Here is a 23,972-nt window from a genome sequence, read left to right as displayed (position 1 = left end):
GCCGCGCCTAATTACTCGAACCAGTGGGCTCGGGCGGCCATGATCAACTTGCCGGCACGCTCTTGGTCGATGCCGTCGATGTCGAGCAGGTCATCAATCGACTGCTCGGCCAGGTCTTCGCGGGTAACTACGCCGCGCACCGCCAGTTCCATCGCCAAATCCTTGTCCATACCCTCAAGCGAGAGCAGGTCTTCGGCCGGATGGGCGTCTGCCAGCTTTTCCTCAGTAGCGATGGCTTTGGTCAACAGGCGATCCTTGGCGCGAGCACGAAGCTCGTTGACGATGTCTTCGTCAAAGCCGTCGATGTTGAGCATTTCTTCCAGCGGTACGTAGGCAATCTCTTCCAGGCTGGTGAAGCCTTCATCGACCAGCACCTGTGCCAGTTCTTCGTCGACTTCCAGCTCGTCGATGAAGTTGCGCAGGATGTCACCGGTTTCAGCTTGCTGCTTGGCCTGGATGTCCGATTCGGTCATCACGTTCAGGGTCCAGCCGGTCAACTGACTGGCCAGGCGCACGTTCTGGCCACCACGGCCAATCGCCTGGGCCAGGTTGTCGGCACCCACGGCGATGTCCATGGCGTGGGCGTCTTCATCGACGATGATCGCCGCGACTTCAGCCGGCGACATGGCGTTGATGACGAACTGTGCAGGGTTGTCGTCCCAGAGGACGATATCCACGCGCTCGCCACCCAGTTCGCCGGACACTGCCTGGACACGCGAACCGCGCATGCCGATACAGGCACCTTGCGGGTCAATGCGTTTGTCTTTGGAGCGTACGGCGATCTTGGCGCGCGAACCCGGATCACGGGACGCGGCCATGACTTCGATCAGGCCCTCGGCGATTTCCGGCACTTCGATGCGGAACAGCTCGATCAGCATCTGTGGCGCGGTACGCGACAGGATCAACTGCGGGCCGCGGTTCTCGGTGCGGATTTCCTTGAGCAGTGCACGCAGGCGCACACCGACACGGAAAGTCTCGCGGGAGATGATGTCTTCACGGGCCAGCAACGCTTCGGCGTTGTTGCCCAGGTCAACGATGACGTTGTCACGGGTGACCTTCTTGACGGTACCGGAGATGATCTCGCCCAGACGCTCGCGGTAGGCATCTACCACTTGAGCGCGCTCGGCTTCACGGACCTTCTGGACGATGACTTGCTTGGCGGTCTGGGCGGCAATACGGCCGAACTCGATCGACTCGATCTTCTCTTCGATCACGTCACCGACTTTAGCTTCAGGATGGGTGTCCTGAATCTTCGCTGGCCACACTTCGATCGCCGGATCGTCCAGATCCTTTTCTTCGACGACAGTCCAGCGACGGAAGGTTTCGTAGCTACCGGTGTGGCGGTTGATTTCCACACGCAGGTCGACTTCGTCGTCAAAACGTTTTTTGGTTGCAGTGGCCAGAGCCACTTCCAGCGCTTCAAAAATTACGCCGGCCGGTACGCCCTTTTCGTTCGATACCGACTCAACAACCAGCAGTACTTCTTTGCTCATCGTACGCCTCGCCTTTCGCAAGCCATTGGATCCGCGCGGTCCGCGGGATCCGGCACGTCTCAGTCAAAACTGGGAATAATGTTGGCCTTGTCGATCGAATCGATCGGCAACAGGAATTCGTTGTTGTCTACCTGGACCACAACATCCTGCTCCTCCACGCCACGGAGAAGGCCCTGAAAGTTACGACGACCTTCAAAGGGCGTACGCAGCTTGATCTTCACTTGTTCGCCGGCATGCGAAGCAAACTGTTCCAAGGTGAACAGCGGGCGATCCATGCCAGGAGAGGACACTTCAAGGGTATATTCGGAAGTGATCGGGTCTTCGACATCGAGGATCGCGCTGGCCTGGTGACTGACTTTTGCGCAGTCATCAACAAGCACGCCATCTTCTTTATCGATATAAATCCGCAGGACCGAATGTTTGCCTTGAGAGATGAATTCGATCCCCCAGCATTGATAGCCAAGAGCCTCGACCACCGGGGCCAACAAGGCCTGCAACTGTTCTAGCTTGCTCGACACCTGAACCCCCTCGTGCATGCTATGCAAATAAAAAATGGGCAAAGCGCCCATCCCTGATACGCCGTTGAATACCGGCGTTATGACTGTTCAGCCAAGAAAAAGCCCCTGCAAAAGGGGCTCCGCTGAAACTGGTTGCGGGGGCTGGATTTGAACCAACGACCTTCGGGTTATGAGCCCGACGAGCTACCAGACTGCTCCACCCCGCGACAAAGCTGGGGCGAAAGTATACGACCGAACCCCGACAGGGTCAATCTAACCTCCACCTACAAGAAAGCCCGCTGTAGCGGGCTGTCTTGTTTCAATTGGTACCGAGAAGGGGACTCGAACCCCTACACCCTATGGGCACAACCACCTCAAGGTTGCGTGTCTACCAATTCCACCACCTCGGCAATACTACTTTGAAACCCGTTACTTCTGCTCTTGAGCGGGAGGAACATCACCAGTGTTAGTGGCTTCGCTCTTCTGCTCCTGGAGCACCGGTACATCATCTGTTGCCGGCTTTTGCTGCTTCACTTCCAAGACCGCTGGATCTGGCAACCCTACTTGAGTCAGCTCTTGAGCTTTCTCCTTAGCAAAGTATCCTAACCCAAGAGCAGTTAAGAAGAAAGAGGCAGCTAGTATAGCAGTAAACTTACTCAGAAAGGTAGCAGAACCTTGGCTTCCGAACACAGTATTTGAAGCACCTGCGCCGAAAGATGCACCCGCTTCCGCACCTTTACCCTGTTGCAGCAACACCAGCACTACCAAACCCAGCGCGCCCAACAGATGCAAAACAACGATCACTGTTTCCAGCATTTTTCAGTTTCCTGCGGCGCGACAAATTGCACCGAATTCGTCTGCGTTCAGGGAAGCCCCACCAATCAGGCCCCCATCGATATCCGGCATGCCGAACAGTTCAGCCGCATTGGCCGCCTTCACGCTGCCGCCGTATAGAAGCCGCACACTCGCTGCGACTTCCGGGTTCTTTGCCGCCAGCTGCTCGCGAATGGCCTTATGCACATCCTGAGCCTGCTGTGGCGAGGCTGTCAGCCCTGTACCGATGGCCCATACAGGCTCATAGGCAATCACCGCACTGGCGAAGACTTCGACACCGAACGCTTCGATGACGCTGTCCAGCTGACGCCCGACAATCTCAAGCGTTTTACCCGCTTCGCGCTCTTCGAGGGTTTCCCCTACACAGAGCACCGGCTTCAAACCACAAGCCTGTGCCGCAGCGAACTTGCGATTGAGGACTTCGTCGTTCTCGCCAATGATCTGGCGGCGCTCGGAGTGCCCAATCAGTACCAGCTCGCAACCTGCCTCGGCCAGTTGACTCGGTGCAATTTCACCGGTCAGTGCGCCTTGCTCAGGCTGTACCGCAGAATTCTGAGCGCCGACGGCGATCGCCTTGCCTTGTACGCCATCAATTACCTGATTGATGTACAGGGCGGGGGGAAACACCGCGACCTCGACACCGCTCGGCAGGGCGAGATTACTCAAGCCCTTGATCAGCTCAGCGACGCTGGCGCGGGTACCGTGCATCTTCCAGTTACCAGCTACCATAGGGCGACGCATGCTGTACCTCGTCGGTCAAAGAGGGCGCAGATGTTACCCAACCCAATCACCTCTGGCAAGCGTATTTCAAACGCAAACTTCACTTACCAGTTTTGCCAGGGCTTCGGCGTGGCCGCGGACCTGATTTTCATCCTCGCCTTCGACCATTACCCGCACCAGAGGCTCTGTCCCGGACTTGCGCAGCAGCACACGGCCACGACCGGCCAGGGCCTCGGTAACCTTGGCACTGGCCTCCTGGACAGCCGGATGCTCCAGGGGGTCGACTTTGCTCGCACCGAAGCGCACATTGATCAGCACCTGCGGGCATTTGCGCAGGGCCTGACGGGCCTGGGCCAGGGTCTCTTCGCGGCGTTTGAGGGCCATCAGCACCTGCAGCGCGGCGATGATCGCATCACCAGTGGTGGTGTGGTTGCAGCACACCACGTGCCCGGAGTTCTCGCCACCGATCACCCAGTCGCGCCCCAGCAGCTCGGCCATCACGTAGCGGTCACCGACCTTGGCGCGCACGAACGGGATGTCGAGGTCCTTCAGGGCCAGCTCCAGCCCCAGGTTGCTCATCAGGGTACCCACCACCCCACCCTGCAGCTTGCCACGCTCGTGCAGGTCACGGGCGATGATGAACAGCAGTTCGTCGCCATCGACGATGGCACCGGTGTGATCGACCATCAGGACACGGTCGCCGTCGCCATCGAAGGCGATACCCAGGTCGGCATGACCAACCAGGACCGCCGCCTGCAGCGACTCGATGTGGGTCGAACCACAGTTTTCGTTGATGTTCAGACCATCGGGCTGTGCCGACAGCACGGTGACATCGGCACCCAGCTCGCGGAACACGCTTGGCGCGACCTTGTAGGTAGCACCGTGAGCGCAGTCGACCACCAGCTTGAGACCGGCAAAATCGGTGCTGCTCGGCACGCTGCTCTTGCAGAATTCGATGTAACGGCCAGCCGCATCGTTGATACGCGACACCTTGCCCAGCTTGCTCGATTCGACCACGGTCATCGGCTGGTCGAGCAGCTCCTCGATCATCAGTTCGACTTCGTCCGGCAGCTTGGTGCCCTGGCCGGAGAAGAACTTGATGCCGTTGTCGTCATGCGGGTTGTGCGACGCACTGATGACAATGCCCGCTTCGGCGTGGAAGGTGCGGGTCAGGTAGGCGATGGCCGGGGTCGGCATCGGCCCGAGCAGCATCACATCAGCGCCAGCCGCCGACAATCCGGCTTCCAGTGCCGACTCGAACATGTAGCCCGAAATTCGCGTGTCCTTACCGACCAGTACCCGGCAAGCGCCTTGCTTGCGAAAGGCCATACCCGCAGCCCAACCGAGCTTGAGCATGAAATCAGGGGTAATCGGAAACTCGCCGACACGGCCACGAATGCCATCGGTGCCAAAGTATTTTCTGCTCATAGATGCTCCATCACTCTTATTCGGCGGCTTGCACCGCAGCAATCATCCGCACTACATCGGCGGTTTCGGCGACATCGTGAACGCGCAATATGCTCGCTCCCTTGGTCATCGCCAGCGCAGCCAGGGCCAGGCCGCCATAGAGCCGTTCTCCGACCGGGCGGCCCAGGGCCAGACCGATCATGCTCTTGCGAGAAACACCCACCAGCAAAGGACGCCCCAACCGATGGAGCGCCTCCATGTGCTTGAACAGGCTGAGGTTGTGTTCCAGGGTCTTGGCGAAGCCGAAACCCGGATCGAGGATGATCCGCCCGGCCTCGATGCCCACGGCCGCGCAGGCAGCCATTCGCTCTTCAAGATAGCTCGCCACCTCGGCGGTGACATCCTCGTAATGAGGATTATCCTGCATATCGCCCGGCTCGCCACGCATATGCATCAGGCACACCGGCAAACCGGTAGCTGCTGCGGCATCCAGGGCGCCATCACGACTGAGCGAGCGCACATCGTTGATCAGCCCGGCACCGAGCCTGGCCGACTCACGGATCACCGCTGGCGTCGAAGTATCGACCGAGATGATCACATCGAGTTCGCGACTGATCGCCTCGACGATCGGCGCAACGCGCTCCAGTTCTTCAAGCGCCGACACCGCGCGAGCGCCAGGGCGGGTGGACTCGCCACCGACATCGACCAGGGTCGCACCGGCAGCCACCATCGCCTCGGCGTGACGCAAGGCTGCGTCACGCTGGGTGAAGCGGCCGCCATCGGAGAAGGAATCGGGGGTGATATTGAGGATACCCATGACATGGGTACGGGACAAATCAAGAACCCGGTTGCCGCAAGGCAACCGGGTCGGGTACTGCTGTGAGGTCATATGTGCCCTTAGACTTGCGCCGCTGGACCGCCGATCGGCGACTCTGGGCGATCGCTCTGCGGAGCAGAGGTGCCTGGAGTGCCTGACCCACCTTCCCAATCACGCGGCTCGCGTGGCTCGCGACCAGCCATGATGTCGTCGATCTGATCGGCATCGATGGTCTCGTACTTCATCAGCGCATCGGCCATGGCGTCGAGCTTGTCGCGGTTCTCAGTGAGGATCTGCTTGGCCGTGGCATAGCACTGGTCAATGATGCTGCGCACTTCGGAGTCGATCAGCTTGGCGGTTTCACCGGAGACGCTGGCGTGCTGGGAACCGGCACTGCGGCCCAGAAACACTTCGCCTTCTTCTTCGGCATACATCAGCGGACCGAGTTTTTCCGACAGACCCCATTTAGTGACCATGTTACGGGCGATCTGGCTGGCACGCATGATGTCGTTGGATGCACCGGTGGTGACGCCATCGAAGCCCAGGGTCATCTCTTCGGCGATACGGCCACCGTACAGCGAGCAGATCTGGCTGATCAGCGCGCGCTTGGACAGGCTGTAGCGGTCTTCCTCAGGCAGGAACATGGTGACACCCAGTGCCCGGCCCCGCGGAATGATCGATACCTTGTAGACCGGGTCATGCTCGGGCACGACGCGACCGACAATGGCGTGACCAGCCTCGTGATAAGCGGTGTTCTGCTTCTCTTTCTCGGACATGACCATGCTCTTGCGCTCGGCGCCCATCATGATCTTGTCTTTGGCCAGCTCGAACTCTTTCATCTCGACGACGCGCTTGCCACCACGGGCAGCGAACAACGACGCCTCGTTGACCAGGTTGGCCAGGTCCGCACCGGAGAAACCTGGAGTACCACGGGCAATGACCGCTGGATTGACGTTCTCGCCAATCGGCACCTTGCGCATATGCACTTTGAGGATCTGCTCACGGCCACGGATATCCGGCAGGCCAACCACCACCTGGCGGTCGAAACGGCCCGGACGCAGCAGCGCCGGGTCGAGTACGTCCGGACGGTTGGTCGCGGCGATGACGATGATGCCGTCGTTCATTTCGAAGCCGTCCATCTCCACCAGCAACTGGTTGAGGGTCTGCTCGCGTTCGTCGTGACCGCCGCCCATGCCGGCACCACGATGGCGGCCGACGGCGTCGATTTCGTCGATGAAGATGATGCACGGAGCATGCTTCTTGGCCTGCTCGAACATGTCGCGCACACGGCTGGCACCAACACCTACGAACATCTCGACAAAGTCGGAGCCGGAGATGGTGAAGAACGGCACCTTGGCTTCGCCGGCAATGGCCTTGGCTATCAGGGTCTTACCGGTACCTGGCGGGCCAACCATGAGCACGCCGCGAGGAATACGACCGCCCAGGCGCTGGAACTTGCCTGGGTCGCGCAGAAATTCGACCAGCTCGCCGACTTCTTCCTTGGCTTCGTCGCAACCAGCGACGTCGGCCAGGGTGGTTTTCACCTGGTCTTCGGAAAGCAGGCGCGCCTTGCTCTTGCCGAAGCTCATCGGCCCGCCCTTGCCACCGGCGCCGCCCTGCATCTGACGCATGAAGAACATGAATACGGCAATGATGACCAGGATCGGGAAGCTGGCGACCAGCAGTTGGGTCCAGATGCTCTGCTGCTCTGGCTGCTTGCCTTCGACCACGACGTGGTTGTCGACCAGGTCGCCGATCAGGCCGTTGTCCTGAATGGCCGGACGGATGGTCTTGAAGCTGTCGCCATCGGTACGTTTACCGGTAATGACGTAGCCGTCGACCGCAACGCGCTCGACCTTGCCATCCTTGACCTGCTGAATGAAGTCGGAATAGTTGAGGGTCTGCGGCTCATTCGGGCTGGAGAAGTTGTTCATCACCGTCACCAGGACAGCCGCGATGATCAACCACAGGATCAAGTTCTTTGCCATATCGTTCAATTAGCTACCCTCTGAAGCCGGCTGACGGCGCAGCCGTGCCTCGCATGATATTCACCGGCTTAACTTACTACATAACCTACACATCTGCAGGCGCCGTCTGTAACCCTTTGTGAAACCTAGACTACACGAAGTACATCCAGGTCAGGCAGGAGAGCCGATTGGAAAAAACTATCGGACACCCTGGAAGCCGCCGGCCTGACGCCCCTACTCGCCGCGGTAACCCCTCGCCAGCAAGTACTGTTCACGGGAGCGGTCCCGCGAAGAATCAGGTTTGAGCATCTGGACCTTGTCGAATTTCTGACGAGCGTCCTTGAGGTATACGTCAAACCCTTCGCCCTGGAAAATCTTGATCAGGAAATCACCACCCGGCTTGAGTACCCGGGTCGCCAGATCAATGGCCAGCTCACAGAGAAACATGGCCTTGGGAATATCCACGGCAGGCGTACCACTCATATTGGGGGCCATATCGGAAATCACAAGGTCTACATGCGAATTACCCACCGCCTCAAGGATCTGTGCCAGCACTTCGTCCTGGGTAAAGTCGCCCTGGATGAAGGTAACGTCGGGAATACTGTCCATTTCCAGGATATCGGAAGCGATCAAGCGGCCCTGACCGCCGATCAGACGACTGGTCACCTGCGACCAGCCACCCGGCGCCGCGCCGAGATCGACGACACTCATACCCGGGCGGATAATCCGGTACTTTTCTTGAATTTCCAGCAATTTATAGCTCGCACGCGAGCGATAACCATCCTTTTGCGCTTTTTTAACGTAAGGATCGTTGAAGTGTTCTTTCAGCCAGCCAAGGCTTGTCTTGGAACGCGCCATTGGGCACCTCGATGATAAGGGTCGTGATTAACTGGGCGGATCCACGGGCCCTCGGGTAAAATGGCCGCCATTTTTACAGAATCAGACAAAGGGTCAGATTATGCCGCTCAATAACGAGCAGAAGAAACAGTACAAATCCATTGGCCACGACCTGAAACCAGTTCTGATTGTGGCAGGCAACGGGCTGACTGAAGGGGTTATCGCCGAACTCGAACGCGCTCTGGCCGATCACGAACTGATCAAAGTCGAGATTCGCTCCGAAGACCGCGAAGAGCGTGCTGCCGCAATTGCCGCGCTGTGCAAGGCCGGCCGCGCCGAACTGGTACAGACCATCGGCAAGAAAGCGCTGATCTATCGCCGCAATCCGCAGCCGAACAAACAGCTGTCGAACATCCACCGTTACAAGTGATGTTCGCCCCGGTCAGTGGCGCGCCTTGCGCGCCCTGCCCGGCACGGGTTGCATGACCAGCAGCAAGCCGGTCAGGCCCAGCACCAGGTAGCAGAACAGCTGCCAGCGCAACTCCTCCGGCATGCCCATGCGCAAGGCGAAATACACCACGCACGCCAGCATCGCCATCGACAGCAACTGCCCCCGCATGTCCCGCCACAGACTGGCCAGGCCCTGAGCCTGAATCAGCACCAGTGCCTGCACGCCTGCGCAAAACGCCGCAAACGCCACCAGCAACGATGCCATCAGGCTGCCAATATCCTCGATCAGCAGCGGCGCCAGGCCAATCTGGCCCAACGCCGGCAACAGACCGAAATGCAGCATCCACAGGCCACCAACCCAGAACACCTGGGTCAGTTGCCAGATCACCGGGGCCGCGGCAAAGCCGCGGCGACGGTCAAATGTGGGCGACTTCGACAATCTCGTACTCGACCAGGCCGCTCGGGGTTTTCACCGCCACAACGTCGCCTTCTTCCTTGCCGATCAGAGCACGGGCGATGGGCGAACCCACCGACAGTTTGCCGGATTTGATGTCGGCTTCATCCTCACCGACGATCTTGTACTTCAAGCTTTCGTCCGTCTCGACGTTGGCGATTTCGACGGTAGTGCCGAAGATCACCTTGCCGGTGTGCGCAATAGTGGTGACATCAATGACCACCGCGTTCTGCAGACGCCCTTCGATATCACGGATTCGCGCTTCGACCATACCCTGCTCTTCACGGGCAGCGTGGTATTCGGCGTTTTCCTTGAGGTCACCGAGTTCGCGGGCCTCGCCAATGGCCTGGCTCAGGCGCGGACGCTCGGTCTTGCTGAGGAATTCATGCTCATCTTCCAGGGCGCGATGGCCCTGGACAGTCATCGGGTATTTGATCATGCCTTGAGTCCTGCATGGAGATCCTGCAAGCGGCGCACGGTCTTTTCCGGACCGAACTTCAGCGCTTCACAGATAGCTTCACCGGCCGCAATGGTGGTGGTGCAGTAGATCTTGTGCTGCAACGCATTGCGGCGAATCGAGTAGGAGTCGGCGATCGACTGACGGCCTTCGGTGGTGTTGATGATCAGCGACACTTCGTCGTTCTTGATCATGTCGACCACGTGCGGACGACCTTCGGTCACCTTGTTCACGCGACGCACTTTCAGGCCAGCCGCTTCGATGACCTTGGCGGTACCGACGGTGGCAACCACTTCGAAGCCCAGGGCGATCAGGTCGCGAGCAACGCCAGCCACTTGTGGCTTGTCGTCGTCACGCACGCTGATGAACGCAGTACCGCCGGTCGGCAATACTTCGCTGGCGCCCATCTGGGCCTTGGCGAAGGCTTCACCGAAGCTGTCGCCGACACCCATGACTTCACCGGTGGATTTCATCTCTGGGCCGAGGATCGGGTCAACACCCGGGAACTTGGCGAATGGGAACACCGCTTCCTTGACGCTGTAGAAGTTAGGAATGATTTCCTTGGTGAAACCGATTTCCTTGAGGGTCTTGCCGGCCATGACCCGCGCGGCAATCATCGCCAGCGAAGTGCCGATGCACTTGGAGACGAACGGCACGGTACGCGAGGCGCGCGGGTTGACTTCGATCACGTAGATCTTGTCGCCCTGCAGGGCCAACTGCACGTTCATCAGGCCGACAACGCCCAGTTCCAGGGCCATTTTCTTGACCTGTTCACGGACTTCGTCCTGCACATGGGCGGGCAGCGAGTACGGAGGCAGCGAGCACGCCGAGTCACCGGAGTGAACACCGGCCTGCTCGATGTGCTGCATGATCGCGCCGATCACCACGTCGGTGCCGTCGCAGACCGCATCCACGTCCATCTCGATGGCGCAGTTGAGGAAGTGATCGAGCAGCACCGGGCTGTCGTTGGACACTTGTACCGCTTCACGCAGGTAGCGCTTGAGCTCGTCCAGTTCGTAGACGATTTCCATCGCGCGGCCGCCCAGTACGTAGGACGGGCGAACCACCAGCGGGTAACCGATCACGCCGGCAGCACGAATCGCTTCGTCTTCGCTGCGCACGGTGGCGTTTGGCGGCTGCAGCAGGTTCAGGCGCTGAACCATCTGCTGGAAACGCTCGCGGTCTTCGGCGCGGTCGATGGAGTCCGGGCTGGTACCGATGATCGGTACGCCGGCTTCTTCCAGGGCTCGCGCGAGTTTCAGCGGGGTCTGGCCGCCATAATGGACGATCACGCCCTTCGGCTTCTCGACGCGAACCACTTCCAGTACGTCTTCCAGGGTCAGCGGCTCGAAGTACAGGCGGTCGGAGGTGTCGTAGTCGGTGGAGACGGTTTCCGGGTTGCAGTTGACCATGATGGTCTCGTAACCGTCTTCACGCAGGGCCAGTGCCGCGTGTACGCAGCAGTAGTCGAACTCGATGCCCTGGCCGATACGGTTAGGACCGCCACCCAGGATCATGATCTTGTCGCGGGTCGACGGATTGGCCTCGCACTCTTCCTCGTAGGTCGAGTACAGGTAGGCGGTATCGGTGGCGAACTCGGCGGCGCAGGTGTCGACGCGCTTGTAGACCGGGAACACTTCGAGCTTGTGACGGTGACGACGCAGGTTCTTGTCGGTGATACCCAGCAGCTTGGCCAGACGCTGATCGGAGAAGCCCTTGCGCTTGAGGCGCAGCATCAGGTCCTTGTCGATCGCCGACAGGGCCAGGGTCTTGACCTTCTCTTCTTCCTTGATCAGGTCTTCCATCTGCACCAGGAACCAGTGGTCGATACCGGTCAGGGCGAAGATTTCATCGCAGGTCATGCCCGAACGCATGGCGTCGGCGACGTACCAGATGCGCTCGGCGCCCGGCACGGTCAGCTCGCGCTTGAGGATGCTGGCAGCGTCCGGGCTGGCCAGGTCGACTTTCGGGTCCAGGCCGCACACGCCAACTTCCAGACCGCGCAGGGCTTTCTGCAGCGACTCCTGGAAGGTCCGGCCGATGGCCATGACTTCACCCACGGATTTCATCTGGGTGGTCAGGCGGGCGTCGGCTTTCGGGAATTTCTCGAAGGCGAAACGCGGCAGCTTGGTGACGACGTAGTCGATCGACGGTTCGAAGGACGCCGGGGTACGGCCGCCAGTGATGTCGTTCTGCAGTTCGTCGAGGGTGTAACCGACCGCCAGCTTGGCGGCGATCTTGGCGATCGGGAAGCCGGTGGCTTTCGACGCCAGGGCCGAGGAACGCGAAACCCGTGGGTTCATTTCGATCACGACCATGCGGCCGGTGTCCGGGCAGATACCGAACTGCACGTTGGAACCGCCGGTCTCGACACCGATTTCACGCAGCACCGCCAGCGAGGCGTTGCGCATGATCTGGTATTCCTTGTCGGTCAGGGTCTGTGCCGGCGCCACGGTGATCGAGTCGCCGGTGTGCACGCCCATCGGGTCGAAGTTTTCGATCGAGCAGACAATGATGCAGTTGTCCTTTTTGTCGCGGACCACTTCCATCTCGTACTCTTTCCAGCCGATCAGCGATTCGTCGATCAGCAGTTCCTTGGTCGGCGACAGGTCCAGACCACGGGCACAGATCTCTTCGAATTCTTCACGGTTGTAGGCAATGCCACCACCGGTGCCGCCCATGGTGAAGGACGGACGGATGATGCACGGGAAGCCGAGCTTCTCGAGGACCGCATTGGCCTCTTCCATGCTGTGGGCGATACCGGAGCGCGGGCACTCAAGGCCAATGGCCTTCATGGCGGTGTCGAAGCGCGAACGGTCTTCAGCCTTGTCGATGGTGTCGGCGTTGGCGCCGATCATTTCCACGCCGAACTTTTCCAGGACGCCTTCGCGCTCCAGGTCCAGGGCGCAGTTCAGGGCAGTCTGGCCACCCATGGTCGGCAGCAGTGCGTCGGGGCGCTCTTTTTCGATGATCTTGGCAACGGTCTGCCACTTGATCGGCTCGATGTAGGTCGCATCAGCCATGGCCGGGTCGGTCATGATGGTGGCCGGGTTGGAGTTCACCAGGATGACGCGGTAGCCCTCTTCGCGCAGGGCTTTGCACGCCTGGGCGCCGGAGTAGTCGAATTCGCAGGCCTGGCCGATCACGATCGGGCCAGCGCCGAGAATCAGGATGCTTTTAATGTCTGTACGTTTTGGCATGGGTTGTCACTCAATTCCGCAGGTCAGTCGGCAAGCCGCATTGAACAATCTTGGGGGCGGCACCTGAACGCGGCTTGCACCGGTCCAGGGCCTTCTCGCCAGATGCTCAGCGGCGCTTGGCCATGGCATCGATGAAACGGTCGAACAGTGGCGCGACGTCGGTCGGGCCCGGGCTGGCTTCAGGGTGGCCCTGGAAGCTGAACGCGCTCTTGTCGGTGCGCTCGATGCCTTGCAGGGTGCCGTCGAACAGCGACTTGTGGATGGCGCGCACGTTACCCGGCAGGGTTGCTTCGTCAACCGCAAAGCCGTGGTTCTGGCTGGTGATCATCACAACGCCGGTGTCCAGGTCCTGGACCGGGTGGTTGGCGCCGTGGTGACCATGACCCATTTTCACGGTCTTGGCACCGGAGGCCAGGGCCAGCAACTGGTGACCCAGGCAAATGCCGAACACCGGGATCTCGGTTTCGAGGATGTCCTTGATCGCCTGGATCGCGTAGTCGCAAGGCTCCGGATCGCCAGGGCCGTTGGACAGGAACACGCCATCGGGGTTGAGCGCGAGGACTTCGCTGGCCGGGGTTTGCGCCGGCACTACAGTCAGGCGGCAGCCGCGGGCGACCAGCATGCGCAGGATGTTCAGCTTGACGCCAAAATCGTAGGCAACCACGTGGTACGGCAGCTCGGACGCTTCAATGGTGGCGTGGCTGTCGGTCTTCAGCTCCCAGACGCTGGAGCGCCATTCGTAGCTGTTCTTGGTGCTGACGACTTTCGCCAGGTCCATGCCCTTCAGGCCCGGGAAGCCGCGAGCGGCGGCGATTGCGGCCTCTTCGCTGATGTTGTCGCCGGCGAGGATGCAGCCGTTCTGCGCGCCCTTCTCACGCAGGATGCGGGTCAGGCGACGGGTGTCGATACCAGCGATCGCCACCACGTTGTGGGCCTTGAGGTAATCAGGCAGGGATTGCTTGTTGCGCCAGTTGCTCGCGATCAGAGGCAGGTCGCGAATCACCAGACCGGCCGACCAGACGCGGTCGGATTCGGCGTCTTCCGGCGTGGTGCCGGTGTTGCCGATGTGCGGGTAAGTCAGGGTAACGATTTGCTGCGCATAGGAAGGGTCAGTCAGGATTTCCTGATAGCCGGTCATTGCGGTGTTAAACACCACCTCACCAACGGTCTGACCGTCGGCTCCAATGGCTTCACCGCGAAAAATGCTGCCATCAGCAAGGGCGAGTATGGCTGGCTTAGTCAAGAAGACCTCCCGTAAATCTAGCCTGAAGGGGCGATCGCAGGTTGCAAAAAAGCGGAATGACGTATAGACACGTCACCCCGCTTTCTTCGTCGAATTATCTGCGCGCTTTTAGTGGACACACTAAAGCTGTAGCTTACAGAAAAACGCTTTTTTGGTCTACCACTGAAGTACCTGAAAGGCGCAGGAATGCGACAGGGCGTCGCGGGAATGGAAAAGCATCGCTGGCAAGCCAGCTCCCACAGGAGATACTGAGACTCAGGAATTGCAGCCATGGCGCAATTCCTGTGGGAGCTGGCCTTGCCAGCGATGGGCCGCGCAGCGGCCCCTGAACAGCGTTCAACGCAGGTCGAGCACGTCCTGCATGTCGTACAGGCCAGGCTCGCGCCCGTCCAGCCACAGGGCCGCACGTACCGCACCCTTGGCGAAGGTCATGCGGCTGGAGGCCTTATGGGTGATCTCCAGGCGCTCACCTTCGGCAGCAAACAGCACGGTGTGATCACCGACCACATCGCCGGCACGCACGGTGGCGAAGCCGATGGTCTTGCGATCACGCGCACCGGTCTGGCCTTCACGGCCATACACCGCCACTTCCTGCAGGTCGCGGCCCAGCGCATTGGCAACCACTTCACCCATGCGCAGCGCAGTACCCGACGGCGCATCGACCTTGTGCCGGTGGTGAGCCTCGATGATCTCGATATCGACATCATCACCCAACACCCGCGCAGCCATGTCCAGCAGCTTCAGGCTGAGGTTGACGCCAACGCTGAAGTTGGCGGCGAAGACGATCGCAATGTCCTTGCCCGCTTCGGCCAGCAGTTGCTTTTCTTCGGCCGTGAAACCGGTGGTGCCGATGATCATCGCCTTGCCTGCCTTGCGGCAGAACGCCAGGTTCTTCAGGGTCACCGAGGGATGAGTGAAGTCGATCAGCACGTCGAACTCGTCGGCGACCTTGGCCAGGTCGTCGGACAGCAGCACGCCGATCCGGCCCAGCGCCGCCAGCTCACCTGCATCAGCGCCGACCAGCGAGCTGTCGGGGCGATCGATCGCCGCGGTCAGCCCGGCACCCGGGGCTTGCTGCACCGCTTCGATCAGGGTCTTGCCCATGCGCCCTGCCGCGCCCATTACCGCTATACGTCGCATGCCCTATTCCTTCTTAGAGATCACCGAAGAAGCGCTTCACGCCTTCGAACCAGCCATTGGCTTTCGGCGAATGGGAACTGTCGCCTTCCAGCGAATCACGCAGCTCTTCGAGCAGCTCGCGCTGACGACGGCTGAGGTTGACCGGGGTTTCCACCGCGACCCGGCACATCAGGTCACCGGCACCACCACCGCGAACCGGCGCCACACCCTTGCCGCGCAGACGGAACTGCTTGCCGGTCTGGGTACCTTCCGGGATCTTCAGCTTGACCCGACCATCGAGGGTCGGCACTTCCAGCTCGCCACCCAGGGCAGCGTCGGTGTAGCTGATCGGCACTTCGCAGTACAGATGCTTGCCGTCGCGCTGGAAAATCGAGTGTTCACGCACGTTGATCACAACGTACAGGTCGCCAGTCGGGCCACCTTGCGAACCGGCCTCGCCCTCACCGGACAGACGAATACGGTCGCCGGTGTCGACACCTGCCGGAACCTTGACCGACAGGGTCTTGTACTCTTCGGTGCGGCCTTCACCATGGCACGAATCGCACGGGTCGGTGATGATCTTGCCCTGGCCGTGGCAACGTGGGCAGGTCTGCTGGACCGAGAAGAAGCCCTGCTGCATGCGCACCTGGCCGATACCGCCACAGGTCGGGCAGGTCGAAGGCGACGAGCCTTTCTTGGCGCCGGAGCCGTCACACGGCTTGCAATTGACCAGCGTCGGCACACGGATATTGACCGTGGTACCGCGGACGGCCTCTTCCAGGTTCAGCTCAAGGGTATAACGCAGGTCGCTGCCACGCTGGGCACCACCACGCGAACCACCACGGCCACCGCCGAAGAAATCGCTGAACACATCACCGAAGATATCCGAGAAGTTCGCGCCGCCGAAACCGGCGCCGCCACCACCCATGCTCGGATCCACGCCGGCATGACCATACTGGTCATAGGCCGCACGCTTGCTGGCATCGGAGAGCACTTCGTAAGCCTCGTTGGCTTCCTTGAATTTCTCTTCCGAGTCCTTGTCATCAGGATTACGGTCCGGGTGATGCTTCATCGCCAGGCGGCGATAGGCCTTCTTCAGGTCCGCTTCACTGGAGCCGCGCTCAACTCCCAGAACTTCGTAATAGTCACGCTTTGCCATAAGTCTTTGCACTCTTGAGGACGTTCGGCAAACCTCTGCGCATTCCGCGCTGTGCCGCCAGCACCCACCCCACCTACCCCACGGGCGGCTGACAGATGCTGTAAAAATTCGGGTATTGCAGACACGCCAACGCGGGAGCAAGCCCCCGCGCGGCGACATCCTACCAGCCAACCATCAAAAAACAGTCAACTGGCCGACAACCTGTAGCAATTACTTGTTCTCTTTGACTTCTTCGAACTCGGCATCGACGACGTCGTCGTGCTTGGCTTCCGGCTCAGCTTGCTGAGCGCCGCCCTGAGGCTGTTCAGCCGACTGCTCGGCGTACATCTTCTGGGCAACCGGAGCCGAGACTTTCGACAGCTCTTCGACCTTGGCGTCGATGGCAGCCTTGTCGTCGCCCTTGATGGCGGCTTCCAGGGCAACCACGGCAGCTTCGATCGCGGTTTTCTCATCGGCAGTGACCTTGTCACCGGCGTCTGCGACCATCTTGCGAGTCGAGTGAACCAGTGCATCACCCTGGTTACGGGCAGCGGCCAGTTCTTCGAACTTGCGGTCTTCTTCCGAGTTCGCTTCGGCGTCGCGGATCATCTGCTGAATTTCTTCATCAGACAGGCCGGAGTTGGCCTTGATCACGATCGACTGGGTCTTGCCGGTGGCCTTGTCTTTGGCGCCGACATGCAGGATGCCGTTGGCGTCGATATCGAAGGTCACTTCGATCTGTGGCACGCCACGTGGTGCTGGTGGAATGTCAGCCAGGTCGAACTTGCCCAGGGACTTGTTCTGTGCAGCCTGCTTACGCTCACCTTGCAGCACGTGAATGGTCACGGCGCCCTGGTTGTCATCGGCAGTCGAGAACACTTGCGACTTCTTGGTCGGGATAGTGGTGTTCTTCTCGATCAGCGCGGTCATCACGCCACCCATGGTTTCGATACCCAGGGTCAGCGGGCTGACGTCCAGCAGCAGTACGTCTTTCACGTCACCGGCCAATACCGCGCCCTGGATGGCGGCACCCATGGCAACCGCTTCGTCCGGGTTGACGTCTTTACGTGCTTCTTTGCCGAAGAAGTCGGTAACAGCTTTCTGCACCAGCGGCATACGGGTCTGACCGCCGACCAGGATCACGTCGTCGATCTTGCTGACGTCGATACCGGCGTCTTTCATGGCGATGCGGCATGGCTCGATGGTGCGCTGAACCAGGTCTTCTACCAGCGATTCCAGCTTGGCGCGGGAGATCTTCACGTTCAGGTGCTTAGGACCGGTAGCGTCTGCAGTGATGTACGGCAGGTTGACGTCGGTCTGCTGGCTCGAGGACAGCTCGATCTTGGCCTTTTCAGCAGCTTCTTTCAGGCGCTGCATGGCCAGCGGGTCACCTTTGAGGTTCATGCCGCTTTCTTTCTTGAACTCGTCGACGAGGTAGTCGATCAGGCGGATGTCGAAGTCTTCACCACCGAGGAAAGTGTCACCGTTGGTGGCCAGAACTTCGAACTGGTGCTCGCCGTCGACTTCGGCGATTTCGATGACCGAAACGTCGAAGGTACCGCCACCCAGGTCATAAACGATCACGGTGTGATCGCCCTTGGCCTTGTCCATGCCGTAGGCCAGAGCCGCCGCGGTTGGTTCGTTGATGATCCGCTTGACGTCCAGACCGGCGATACGGCCGGCGTCCTTGGTGGCCTGACGCTGGCTGTCGTTGAAGTAGGCCGGAACGGTGATCACCGCTTCGGTCACTGGCTCGCCGAGGTAGTCTTCGGCGGTCTTCTTCATCTTTTTCAGGATTTCAGCCGAGATTTGTGGCGGCGCCATTTTCTGGCCGTTCACTTCAACCCAGGCGTCATTGTTGTCAGCCTTGACGATCTTGTACGGAACCATCTGGATGTCTTTCTGCACCACTTCTTCATCGAAGCGACGGCCGATCAGACGCTTTACCGCGTACAGGGTGTTGTGCGGGTTGGTGACCGCCTGACGCTTGGCCGACTGGCCAACCAGGATTTCGCCATCGTTGGCGTAGGCAATGATCGACGGCGTGGTACGAGCGCCTTCGGCGTTCTCGATAACCTTGACGTTGCCGTTTTCCAGAATGGAGACGCAGGAGTTGGTGGTCCCCAGGTCGATACCAATGATTTTACCCATGTTAACTCTCCCGAAACTTGAATTTGGTTGCCGCAGCAGTGGTGGCTAACTGCGGTAATACTTGAATGCTTGACACCTAGATGGGGGCGCTGAAAACGATTTCAAGCCTGCTCGTCAATCGACGGCGAAACCGTTGCCGGGGCCTTGCTGACCACGACCATGGCCGGGCGCAGCAGACGGCCGTTGAGCTGATAGCCCTTCTGGAACACCTTGAGCACGCTGTTGGGCTCGACCTCGGCGCTTTCCTGCATGGCCATCGCCTGATGGTGCTCGGCATTGAACGGTTCGCCGTGCGGGTCGATGGCCTCGAGGTTGTAGCGCTTGAGGGTGTCGTGGAACATTTTCAGGGTCAGCTCGATGCCTTCGCGCATCGGGCGGATGCTCTCGTCGTCCGGGCTGGACAGTTCCAGGCCGCGCTCGAGGCTGTCGATGACCGGCAGCAGGTCAGCGGCGAATTTTTCCAGGGCGAACTTGTGCGCCTTTTCTACGTCCTGCTCGGCGCGGCGGCGCACGTTCTGCAGGTCGGCGGCGGTGCGCAGGGATTGATCCTGGGCCGCCGCCAGCTGCTCTTCGAGCACCTGCACGCGGGCGCTCAGCTCTTGGTCGCCAGCCGCTTCGGCGTTCAGATTCTGTTCATCCAGCTGTTCGTCAGCCATAAAATCTCTCCTCTCGAATTAGGTCTGCGAGCATTACTCGCGCGTCTGCCGGCTATATGGGGTCGCAAAACCCAGGTTCAAGGGCCTGCAAGGCAGCTCGCTCAGATTCGTTCATAACCCATGGCGATCAGAACAGCGCCCTGATAACCAAATTGAACTAAACATCAGCATTGTCAGCGGATTTGAAAACACTGTATAAATAACCAGACCTAACGCCTGGGAGCCGCCCCAATGCTGGTGCACCTGTCCGTACACAACTATGCCATCGTCGAACACCTGGACCTTGAGCTCGCCCGCGGGATGAGCGTCATCACCGGTGAAACCGGGGCCGGCAAATCGATCATGCTCGACGCCCTGGGCCTGACCCTGGGCGATCGCGCCGACAGTGGCGTGGTGCGCCCAGGAGCCGACAAGGCTGACATCCTCGCCACCTTCGACCTGGTGGATATCCCCGAGGCGCGCACCTGGCTGGCCGAGCGCGACCTCGACAGCGACGGGCCGTGCATCCTGCGCCGGGTGATCACCGCCGAAGGCCGCAGCCGTGGCTATATCAACGGCACGCCCTGCCCGCTCGGCGACCTCAAGGCCCTGGGCGAGCTGCTTATCGACATCCACAGCCAGCACGAACACCAGTCACTGCTGAAAACCGACACCCACCGCCGCCTGCTCGACGAATACGCTGGCGCCACCGACCTCGCCCGCCAGGTACAGCTCGCCGCCCAGCGCTGGCGCCAGACCCGCCAGGAACTGGAGCGGCTGTCCAATTCCGGCGATGAGCAGCGCGCGCAGCACCAGCTGCTCAGCTACCAGCTCGAAGAACTGGACAACCTTGGCCTGGGCGAGAACGAACTGGAGCTCCTGGAACAGGAACACAAGAACCTGACCAATGCCGAAGCGCTGTTCGGCATCTGCCGCCAGGTCATCGACCACTGCAGCGAAAACGATTCGGGCAACGTACTCAACGCCCTGACTGCCAGCCTCAACCGCCTGACCGCCGTGCACAACGCGCCCAAGGCCCTGGGCGAGGCGGCCACCATGATCGCCAGCGCGCAGATCCAGGTAGAAGAAGCCGTTGGCGAGCTGAACCGCTTCCTCGACAACTTCGATGCCGACCCGGCGCGCCTGCAACAGCTCGAAGAGCGCCTCGACACCATCTATACCCTCGCCCGCAAGCACCGGGTGCACCCTACCGAGCTGGCCGGCCTGCAGCAGCGCTTGATGGAAGAGCTGGAAAACCTCAACGCCAACGACGAATCGATCGAGCGCCTGGCTGAAGAGCTGGCCGCCTATGCCCGCCACTACCAGGACAAGGCCGGTGAACTGAGCGCCCTGCGCCAGCAAGCCGCCAGCCAGCTGGCCAGCGCCGTGGAGCAGGAAATCCAGCGCCTGGGCATGCCTGGCGGGCGCTTCAGTATCGAGTTGCGGCCCAACAGCAGCGACGAACTGCAGCCCCAGGGCCTGGAACAGGTCGAGCTGCTGGTCAGCGCCAACCCCGGGCAGCCGCTCAAGGCCCTGGCCAAGGTTGCCTCCGGTGGCGAGCTGTCGCGGATCAGCCTGGCGATCCAGGTGATCACCGCGCAGACCTCGCGCATCCCGACCCTGGTATTCGACGAAGTCGACGTGGGTATCGGCGGGCCAACGGCAGAGATCGTCGGTCAACTGCTGCGTCGCCTGGGCGAACGCGGCCAGGTGCTGACCGTCACCCACCTGCCGCAGGTGGCCGCCCAGGGCCATCACCACCTGTTCGTGCACAAAGTGCGCAACAGCGATGCCACCCATACTGCCGTGGCCAATCTGGGCAAGCGCGAGCGTGTTGAAGAGGTTGCGCGCATGCTCGGCGGCATCGACCTGACCAAGGAATCCCTGGCACACGCACGCAAGATGGTGGTCACCAGCAAGGCCTGAAACGCGCAGCTATAAAAAACAATCAGGCAGAAAGCACGAAGGCGACCCCAGGGTCGCCTTCAGTACTTATGCAGCAATGTAATAATTGCTTACTTTTTCTTGCGTACGTACAGAACCAGGTTGTGGTCAACCAGTTCGAAACCGTGCTCTTCCACGATTTGCTTCTGACGCTTCTCGATTTCACTGTCGAAGAACTCGATGACTTCGCCGGAATCGACGTTGACCATGTGGTCGTGGTGACCACCGTCAGCCAGCTCGAACACAGCGTGGCCGCCATCGAAATTGTGGCGCACGACCAGGCCAGCGGCTTCGAACTGGGTCAGAACACGGTAAACCGTGGCCAGACCGACGTCCTCGCCTGCCTCCATCAGCGCCTTGTAGACATCTTCAGCACTCATGTGACGCTGCTCGGTAGAGTCGAGCATCTGTAGAATTTTTACTCGAGGCAGTGTCACCTTGAGACCGGCTTTGCGCAGTTCGCTATTTTCAACCATGGTCAGCTTTCTCGCCGATGCTGCTTCGCAGCTTCTCTGAATACGGGTATGATCGGGGTTTACGTTGTCCAGCCAAGATAGTGGAAGTCGCCCACCGATGCAAAACACCAAGCTCTTGCTAACCAGCCTCACCTTCGTGGGACTGCTCGCACTCGCCGGTTGCTCGTTCCCCGGGGTTTACAAAATCGACATCCAGCAGGGCAATGTCGTCACGCAAGACATGATAGACCAATTGCGCCCCGGAATGACCCGTCGGCAAGTACGGTTTATCATGGGCAACCCGCTGATCCAGGATACTTTCCACACCAATCGCTGGGACTACCTGTATAGCCTGCAGCCCGGTGGCGGTGAGCGCCAACAGGAGCGCATGAGCATCTTCTTCAACGAGAACGATCAGCTCGCCAGCCTGTCCGGCGACTTCATGCCAGGTGTCAGCCGCGACCAGGAAATCCTCGGTGGCAGCAGCGACACCACTGTCAGCCCGGCCGGCACCACCGAACCCGCTGCGCAGGAGAAACCTGCCAAGCCAGGCTCGCTGGAAGACACCATCCAGAAAGACGTGGATACCATCGAGGTCATCCCGGTGCCGGTGCCAGAAGCACTGGACACCTCGCCGCAGTAAACCTGCAGCGCACACAAAAAAGCCCGGACCAGTCCGGGCTTTTTATTGCCTGCGATTCAGCGCTTGGCTTTCTTGAAGACCCTGGCGACTTTTGCGGCGCGCTGCTTGCGCACCTCTTTCGGGTCTGCCAGCAATGGCCGGTAAATCTCGATGCGATCCCCCGCCTCGACTTTTTGCTCTTCAGGGTTAGCGATTACCCGGCCAAAAATACCGAGCGGGCAGGCTTGAATATCGGCCTCGGGAAAATGCGCGGCGATCCCCGACAGTTTTACCGCTTCATTGATAGTCGCCCCCGCCGGCACCTCAACACTGAGCAGCACCTGCCGCTCGGCCAGGGCGTACACCACCTCGACCGCCAGCAGCGCTTCAGACATGGAGCTGTTTGGCACGCTGACAGAAGGCATCGACCAGGGTATTGGCCGCCTGGTTGAACAACGGCCCCAAGGTGGCGCGCACCAGCGGCCCGGCGTAATCGAACGACAGGTCGAGGCTGATCTTGCAGGCCTTCTCGCCCAATGGCTTGAATACCCAGACGCCATGCAGCTGGGTAAAAGGCCCCTCCTCAAGGTTCATTTCAATGGACTGGCCCGGCACCAGCACATTGCTGGTTACAAACTGCTGGCTCATCCCCCCCTTGGCCACTTCCAGGCGCGCGCGCATGTGCGTGTCGCTTTCTTCCATCACGGTGCTGGACGAACACCAGGGCAGGAATTCCGGGTAGCGCGCTACATCATTGACCAGGTCGTACAGGGCCTGGGCGGGATATGGCAGCAGGGCCGAACGTTGAATATGGGTAGTCATCCAGGGGTCAATTCCAAAGCTGGGCGGCAAACACAACCAGAATGCCGAGGGGCGCCATAGAGCGCATCAAGTGCGCGCATTGTCCGGGATTCACGGCAATGGCTCAAGCGCACTGCTACCCCGTAGCCGACAGCGCGGCGACTGCCTATAATGCCGCCCCTATGGCTAACCAAAAGAAACATCCGACAGGGACTATCGCGCAGAATAAAAAGGCGCGTCACGATTACTTCATCGAACACAAGTTCGAGGCCGGATTGGTCCTGTCCGGTTGGGAAGTAAAAAGTCTGCGTGCCGGCAAGGCGCACCTGACCGACAGTTACGTGGTGCTCAAGGATGGCGAGGCCTGGCTGATGGGCAGCCATATCACGCCACTGACAGCCGCCAGTACTCACGTCATTGCCGACCCGACACGTACCCGCAAACTGCTGCTCAACCGTCGAGAGCTGGAACGCCTGCATGCGGCCGTCCAGCAGAAGGGCTACACCTGCGTAGCCTTGTCGATCTATTGGAGCAAGCACTTGATCAAGTGCGAAATCGCACTGGGCAAGGGCAAGAAGGAATACGACAAGCGCGATACCCAGCGCGAGCGTGATTCCGACCGCGAATTGCAGCGCGCGGTGCGTAACAAGGGCAAAGAAGACTGATTCCAGCCTGAAGCGCCTTTATCGCGGGGCAAGCCCGCTCCTACAGGAGCGGGCTTGCCCCGCGAT

23 protein-coding genes and 2 tRNA genes are annotated in these 23,972 nt (G+C 60.2%); 4 read left to right on the top strand and 21 right to left on the bottom strand.

All coding sequences use genetic code 11. The features are described 5' to 3' along the window. Positions 1-11: 11 nt before the first annotated feature. The 10 genes from nusA to rlmE form a co-directional block, all read right to left on the bottom strand. On the bottom strand, positions 12-1,493 hold the full coding sequence (gene nusA / locus CCOS864_RS04520; RefSeq protein ID WP_010222981.1) for a transcription termination factor NusA: 1,482 nt from the start codon (positions 1,491-1,493) through the stop codon (positions 12-14). Between the two features lie 59 nt (positions 1,494-1,552). Beyond that, a complete protein-coding gene (gene rimP / locus CCOS864_RS04515) occupies positions 1,553-2,011 on the bottom strand; it encodes a ribosome maturation factor RimP (protein WP_038999709.1) in 459 nt (152 codons plus the stop codon). Positions 2,012-2,140: 129 nt separating this feature from the next. Further along, positions 2,141-2,217: transfer RNA gene (locus CCOS864_RS04510), tRNA-Met, on the bottom strand. 97 nt (positions 2,218-2,314) lie between these two features. Next, positions 2,315-2,400, bottom strand: a tRNA-Leu gene (locus CCOS864_RS04505). 19 nt (positions 2,401-2,419) lie between these two features. Then, on the bottom strand, positions 2,420-2,806 hold the full coding sequence (gene secG, locus CCOS864_RS04500; protein WP_115085234.1) for a preprotein translocase subunit SecG: 387 nt from the start codon (positions 2,804-2,806) through the stop codon (positions 2,420-2,422). A 3-nt stretch (positions 2,807-2,809) separates the two neighbouring features. Continuing rightward, positions 2,810-3,565: a triose-phosphate isomerase gene (tpiA, locus tag CCOS864_RS04495; RefSeq protein WP_010222978.1), complete on the bottom strand. Its 756-nt coding sequence runs from the start codon at positions 3,563-3,565 to the stop codon at positions 2,810-2,812. 66 nt (positions 3,566-3,631) lie between these two features. Next, the gene (gene glmM, locus CCOS864_RS04490; RefSeq protein WP_115085233.1) at positions 3,632-4,972 is read right to left on the bottom strand and encodes a phosphoglucosamine mutase; all 1,341 of its coding nucleotides are present in this window, start codon (positions 4,970-4,972) and stop codon (positions 3,632-3,634) included. Between the two features lie 16 nt (positions 4,973-4,988). Next, positions 4,989-5,840 (bottom strand): dihydropteroate synthase, encoded by an 852-nt coding sequence (gene folP / locus CCOS864_RS04485; protein ID WP_115085232.1) that lies wholly within the window; start codon positions 5,838-5,840, stop codon positions 4,989-4,991. 8 nt (positions 5,841-5,848) lie between these two features. Next, a complete protein-coding gene (gene ftsH, locus CCOS864_RS04480; RefSeq protein ID WP_115085231.1) occupies positions 5,849-7,756 on the bottom strand; it encodes an ATP-dependent zinc metalloprotease FtsH in 1,908 nt (635 codons plus the stop codon). A gap of 213 nt (positions 7,757-7,969) precedes the next feature. After that, entirely contained in the window at positions 7,970-8,593 is a 624-nt protein-coding gene (gene rlmE / locus CCOS864_RS04475; protein WP_115085230.1) for a 23S rRNA (uridine(2552)-2'-O)-methyltransferase RlmE, read from the bottom strand. A 100-nt stretch (positions 8,594-8,693) separates the two neighbouring features. Here rlmE and yhbY point away from each other — a divergent pair, with 100 nt between their 5' ends. Beyond that, the gene (gene yhbY, locus CCOS864_RS04470) at positions 8,694-9,002 is read left to right on the top strand and encodes a ribosome assembly RNA-binding protein YhbY (protein ID WP_038606752.1); all 309 of its coding nucleotides are present in this window, start codon (positions 8,694-8,696) and stop codon (positions 9,000-9,002) included. Positions 9,003-9,014: 12 nt separating this feature from the next. Here the strand turns inward: yhbY and CCOS864_RS04465 are convergent, their stop codons facing one another. From CCOS864_RS04465 to grpE, 8 genes are all read right to left on the bottom strand, one after another. Continuing rightward, entirely contained in the window at positions 9,015-9,410 is a 396-nt protein-coding gene (locus tag CCOS864_RS04465; RefSeq protein ID WP_115085271.1) for an MFS transporter, read from the bottom strand. Positions 9,411-9,438: 28 nt separating this feature from the next. Beyond that, on the bottom strand, positions 9,439-9,915 hold the full coding sequence (greA, locus tag CCOS864_RS04460) for a transcription elongation factor GreA (protein ID WP_115085229.1): 477 nt from the start codon (positions 9,913-9,915) through the stop codon (positions 9,439-9,441). Further along, complete coding sequence (gene carB / locus CCOS864_RS04455; protein WP_115085228.1) at positions 9,912-13,133, bottom strand: carbamoyl-phosphate synthase large subunit; 3,222 nt, start codon at positions 13,131-13,133, stop codon at positions 9,912-9,914. The genes greA and carB overlap by 4 nt, the downstream gene beginning before the upstream one ends. Positions 13,134-13,239: 106 nt before the next feature. Then, the gene (gene carA / locus CCOS864_RS04450) at positions 13,240-14,376 is read right to left on the bottom strand and encodes a glutamine-hydrolyzing carbamoyl-phosphate synthase small subunit (protein ID WP_115085227.1); all 1,137 of its coding nucleotides are present in this window, start codon (positions 14,374-14,376) and stop codon (positions 13,240-13,242) included. 336 nt (positions 14,377-14,712) lie between these two features. Then, on the bottom strand, positions 14,713-15,516 hold the full coding sequence (gene dapB, locus CCOS864_RS04445; RefSeq protein ID WP_115085226.1) for a 4-hydroxy-tetrahydrodipicolinate reductase: 804 nt from the start codon (positions 15,514-15,516) through the stop codon (positions 14,713-14,715). A gap of 13 nt (positions 15,517-15,529) precedes the next feature. Next, positions 15,530-16,654 carry a molecular chaperone DnaJ gene (gene dnaJ / locus CCOS864_RS04440; RefSeq protein WP_115085225.1) on the bottom strand — a complete coding sequence of 375 codons (1,125 nt, stop codon included), beginning with the start codon at positions 16,652-16,654 and terminating at the stop codon, positions 15,530-15,532. Positions 16,655-16,864: 210 nt separating this feature from the next. Then, positions 16,865-18,784, bottom strand: coding sequence for a molecular chaperone DnaK (dnaK, locus tag CCOS864_RS04435; RefSeq protein ID WP_115085224.1), 1,920 nt, complete (start codon positions 18,782-18,784; stop codon positions 16,865-16,867). A gap of 101 nt (positions 18,785-18,885) precedes the next feature. Then, positions 18,886-19,440 (bottom strand): nucleotide exchange factor GrpE, encoded by a 555-nt coding sequence (gene grpE / locus CCOS864_RS04430; protein ID WP_115085223.1) that lies wholly within the window; start codon positions 19,438-19,440, stop codon positions 18,886-18,888. A 231-nt stretch (positions 19,441-19,671) separates the two neighbouring features. Here grpE and recN point away from each other — a divergent pair, with 231 nt between their 5' ends. After that, a complete protein-coding gene (gene recN, locus CCOS864_RS04425; protein ID WP_115085222.1) occupies positions 19,672-21,345 on the top strand; it encodes a DNA repair protein RecN in 1,674 nt (557 codons plus the stop codon). A gap of 89 nt (positions 21,346-21,434) precedes the next feature. Here recN and fur read toward each other — a convergent pair whose 3' ends face one another. Continuing rightward, positions 21,435-21,839, bottom strand: a complete 405-nt coding sequence (gene fur / locus CCOS864_RS04420) for a ferric iron uptake transcriptional regulator (protein WP_045199750.1) — start codon at positions 21,837-21,839, stop codon at positions 21,435-21,437. Positions 21,840-21,936: 97 nt separating this feature from the next. Between fur and CCOS864_RS04415 the strand changes: the two genes are divergently transcribed. Then, positions 21,937-22,461, top strand: coding sequence for an outer membrane protein assembly factor BamE (locus CCOS864_RS04415; protein WP_115085221.1), 525 nt, complete (start codon positions 21,937-21,939; stop codon positions 22,459-22,461). A 56-nt stretch (positions 22,462-22,517) separates the two neighbouring features. Here the strand turns inward: CCOS864_RS04415 and CCOS864_RS04410 are convergent, their stop codons facing one another. Together CCOS864_RS04410 and CCOS864_RS04405 are read right to left on the bottom strand one after the other, a co-directional pair. Beyond that, positions 22,518-22,835, bottom strand: coding sequence for an RnfH family protein (locus CCOS864_RS04410; RefSeq protein ID WP_115085220.1), 318 nt, complete (start codon positions 22,833-22,835; stop codon positions 22,518-22,520). Next, positions 22,828-23,262 (bottom strand): type II toxin-antitoxin system RatA family toxin, encoded by a 435-nt coding sequence (locus CCOS864_RS04405; protein WP_010222960.1) that lies wholly within the window; start codon positions 23,260-23,262, stop codon positions 22,828-22,830. The genes CCOS864_RS04410 and CCOS864_RS04405 overlap by 8 nt, the downstream gene beginning before the upstream one ends. Positions 23,263-23,423: 161 nt before the next feature. Here CCOS864_RS04405 and smpB point away from each other — a divergent pair, with 161 nt between their 5' ends. Then, a complete protein-coding gene (smpB, locus tag CCOS864_RS04400; protein ID WP_010222959.1) occupies positions 23,424-23,906 on the top strand; it encodes an SsrA-binding protein SmpB in 483 nt (160 codons plus the stop codon). Positions 23,907-23,972 lie beyond the last annotated feature (66 nt).

This window comes from Pseudomonas wadenswilerensis (assembly GCF_900497695.1).
GTDB classification, from domain to species: domain Bacteria; phylum Pseudomonadota; class Gammaproteobacteria; order Pseudomonadales; family Pseudomonadaceae; genus Aquipseudomonas; species Aquipseudomonas wadenswilerensis.
The sequence above is the reverse complement of the archived record's forward strand: the minus strand, read 5'-3'. Positions and strand labels throughout refer to the sequence as shown.

Excerpts from the sequence above, each read along its gene's own strand:
- secG (WP_115085234.1), bottom strand. The coding sequence starts at position 2,806 with ATGCTGGAAACAGTGATCGTTGTTTTGCATCTGTTGGGCGCGCTGGGT.
- CCOS864_RS04410 (WP_115085220.1), bottom strand. The coding sequence starts at position 22,835 with ATGTCTGAAGCGCTGCTGGCGGTCGAGGTGGTGTACGCCCTGGCCGAG.
- smpB (WP_010222959.1), top strand. The coding sequence starts at position 23,424 with ATGGCTAACCAAAAGAAACATCCGACAGGGACTATCGCGCAGAATAAA.
- greA (WP_115085229.1), bottom strand. The coding sequence starts at position 9,915 with ATGATCAAATACCCGATGACTGTCCAGGGCCATCGCGCCCTGGAAGAT.
- recN (WP_115085222.1), top strand. The coding sequence starts at position 19,672 with ATGCTGGTGCACCTGTCCGTACACAACTATGCCATCGTCGAACACCTG.
- CCOS864_RS04415 (WP_115085221.1), top strand. The coding sequence starts at position 21,937 with ATGCAAAACACCAAGCTCTTGCTAACCAGCCTCACCTTCGTGGGACTG.
- yhbY (WP_038606752.1), top strand. The coding sequence starts at position 8,694 with ATGCCGCTCAATAACGAGCAGAAGAAACAGTACAAATCCATTGGCCAC.
- ftsH (WP_115085231.1), bottom strand. The coding sequence starts at position 7,756 with ATGGCAAAGAACTTGATCCTGTGGTTGATCATCGCGGCTGTCCTGGTG.
- nusA (WP_010222981.1), bottom strand. The coding sequence starts at position 1,493 with ATGAGCAAAGAAGTACTGCTGGTTGTTGAGTCGGTATCGAACGAAAAG.
- dapB (WP_115085226.1), bottom strand. The coding sequence starts at position 15,516 with ATGCGACGTATAGCGGTAATGGGCGCGGCAGGGCGCATGGGCAAGACC.
- fur (WP_045199750.1), bottom strand. The coding sequence starts at position 21,839 with ATGGTTGAAAATAGCGAACTGCGCAAAGCCGGTCTCAAGGTGACACTG.
- tpiA (WP_010222978.1), bottom strand. The coding sequence starts at position 3,565 with ATGCGTCGCCCTATGGTAGCTGGTAACTGGAAGATGCACGGTACCCGC.
- rlmE (WP_115085230.1), bottom strand. The coding sequence starts at position 8,593 with ATGGCGCGTTCCAAGACAAGCCTTGGCTGGCTGAAAGAACACTTCAAC.
- glmM (WP_115085233.1), bottom strand. The coding sequence starts at position 4,972 with ATGAGCAGAAAATACTTTGGCACCGATGGCATTCGTGGCCGTGTCGGC.
- dnaJ (WP_115085225.1), bottom strand. The coding sequence starts at position 16,654 with ATGGCAAAGCGTGACTATTACGAAGTTCTGGGAGTTGAGCGCGGCTCC.
- dnaK (WP_115085224.1), bottom strand. The coding sequence starts at position 18,784 with ATGGGTAAAATCATTGGTATCGACCTGGGGACCACCAACTCCTGCGTC.
- folP (WP_115085232.1), bottom strand. The coding sequence starts at position 5,840 with ATGACCTCACAGCAGTACCCGACCCGGTTGCCTTGCGGCAACCGGGTT.
- carB (WP_115085228.1), bottom strand. The coding sequence starts at position 13,133 with ATGCCAAAACGTACAGACATTAAAAGCATCCTGATTCTCGGCGCTGGC.
- CCOS864_RS04405 (WP_010222960.1), bottom strand. The coding sequence starts at position 23,262 with ATGACTACCCATATTCAACGTTCGGCCCTGCTGCCATATCCCGCCCAG.
- grpE (WP_115085223.1), bottom strand. The coding sequence starts at position 19,440 with ATGGCTGACGAACAGCTGGATGAACAGAATCTGAACGCCGAAGCGGCT.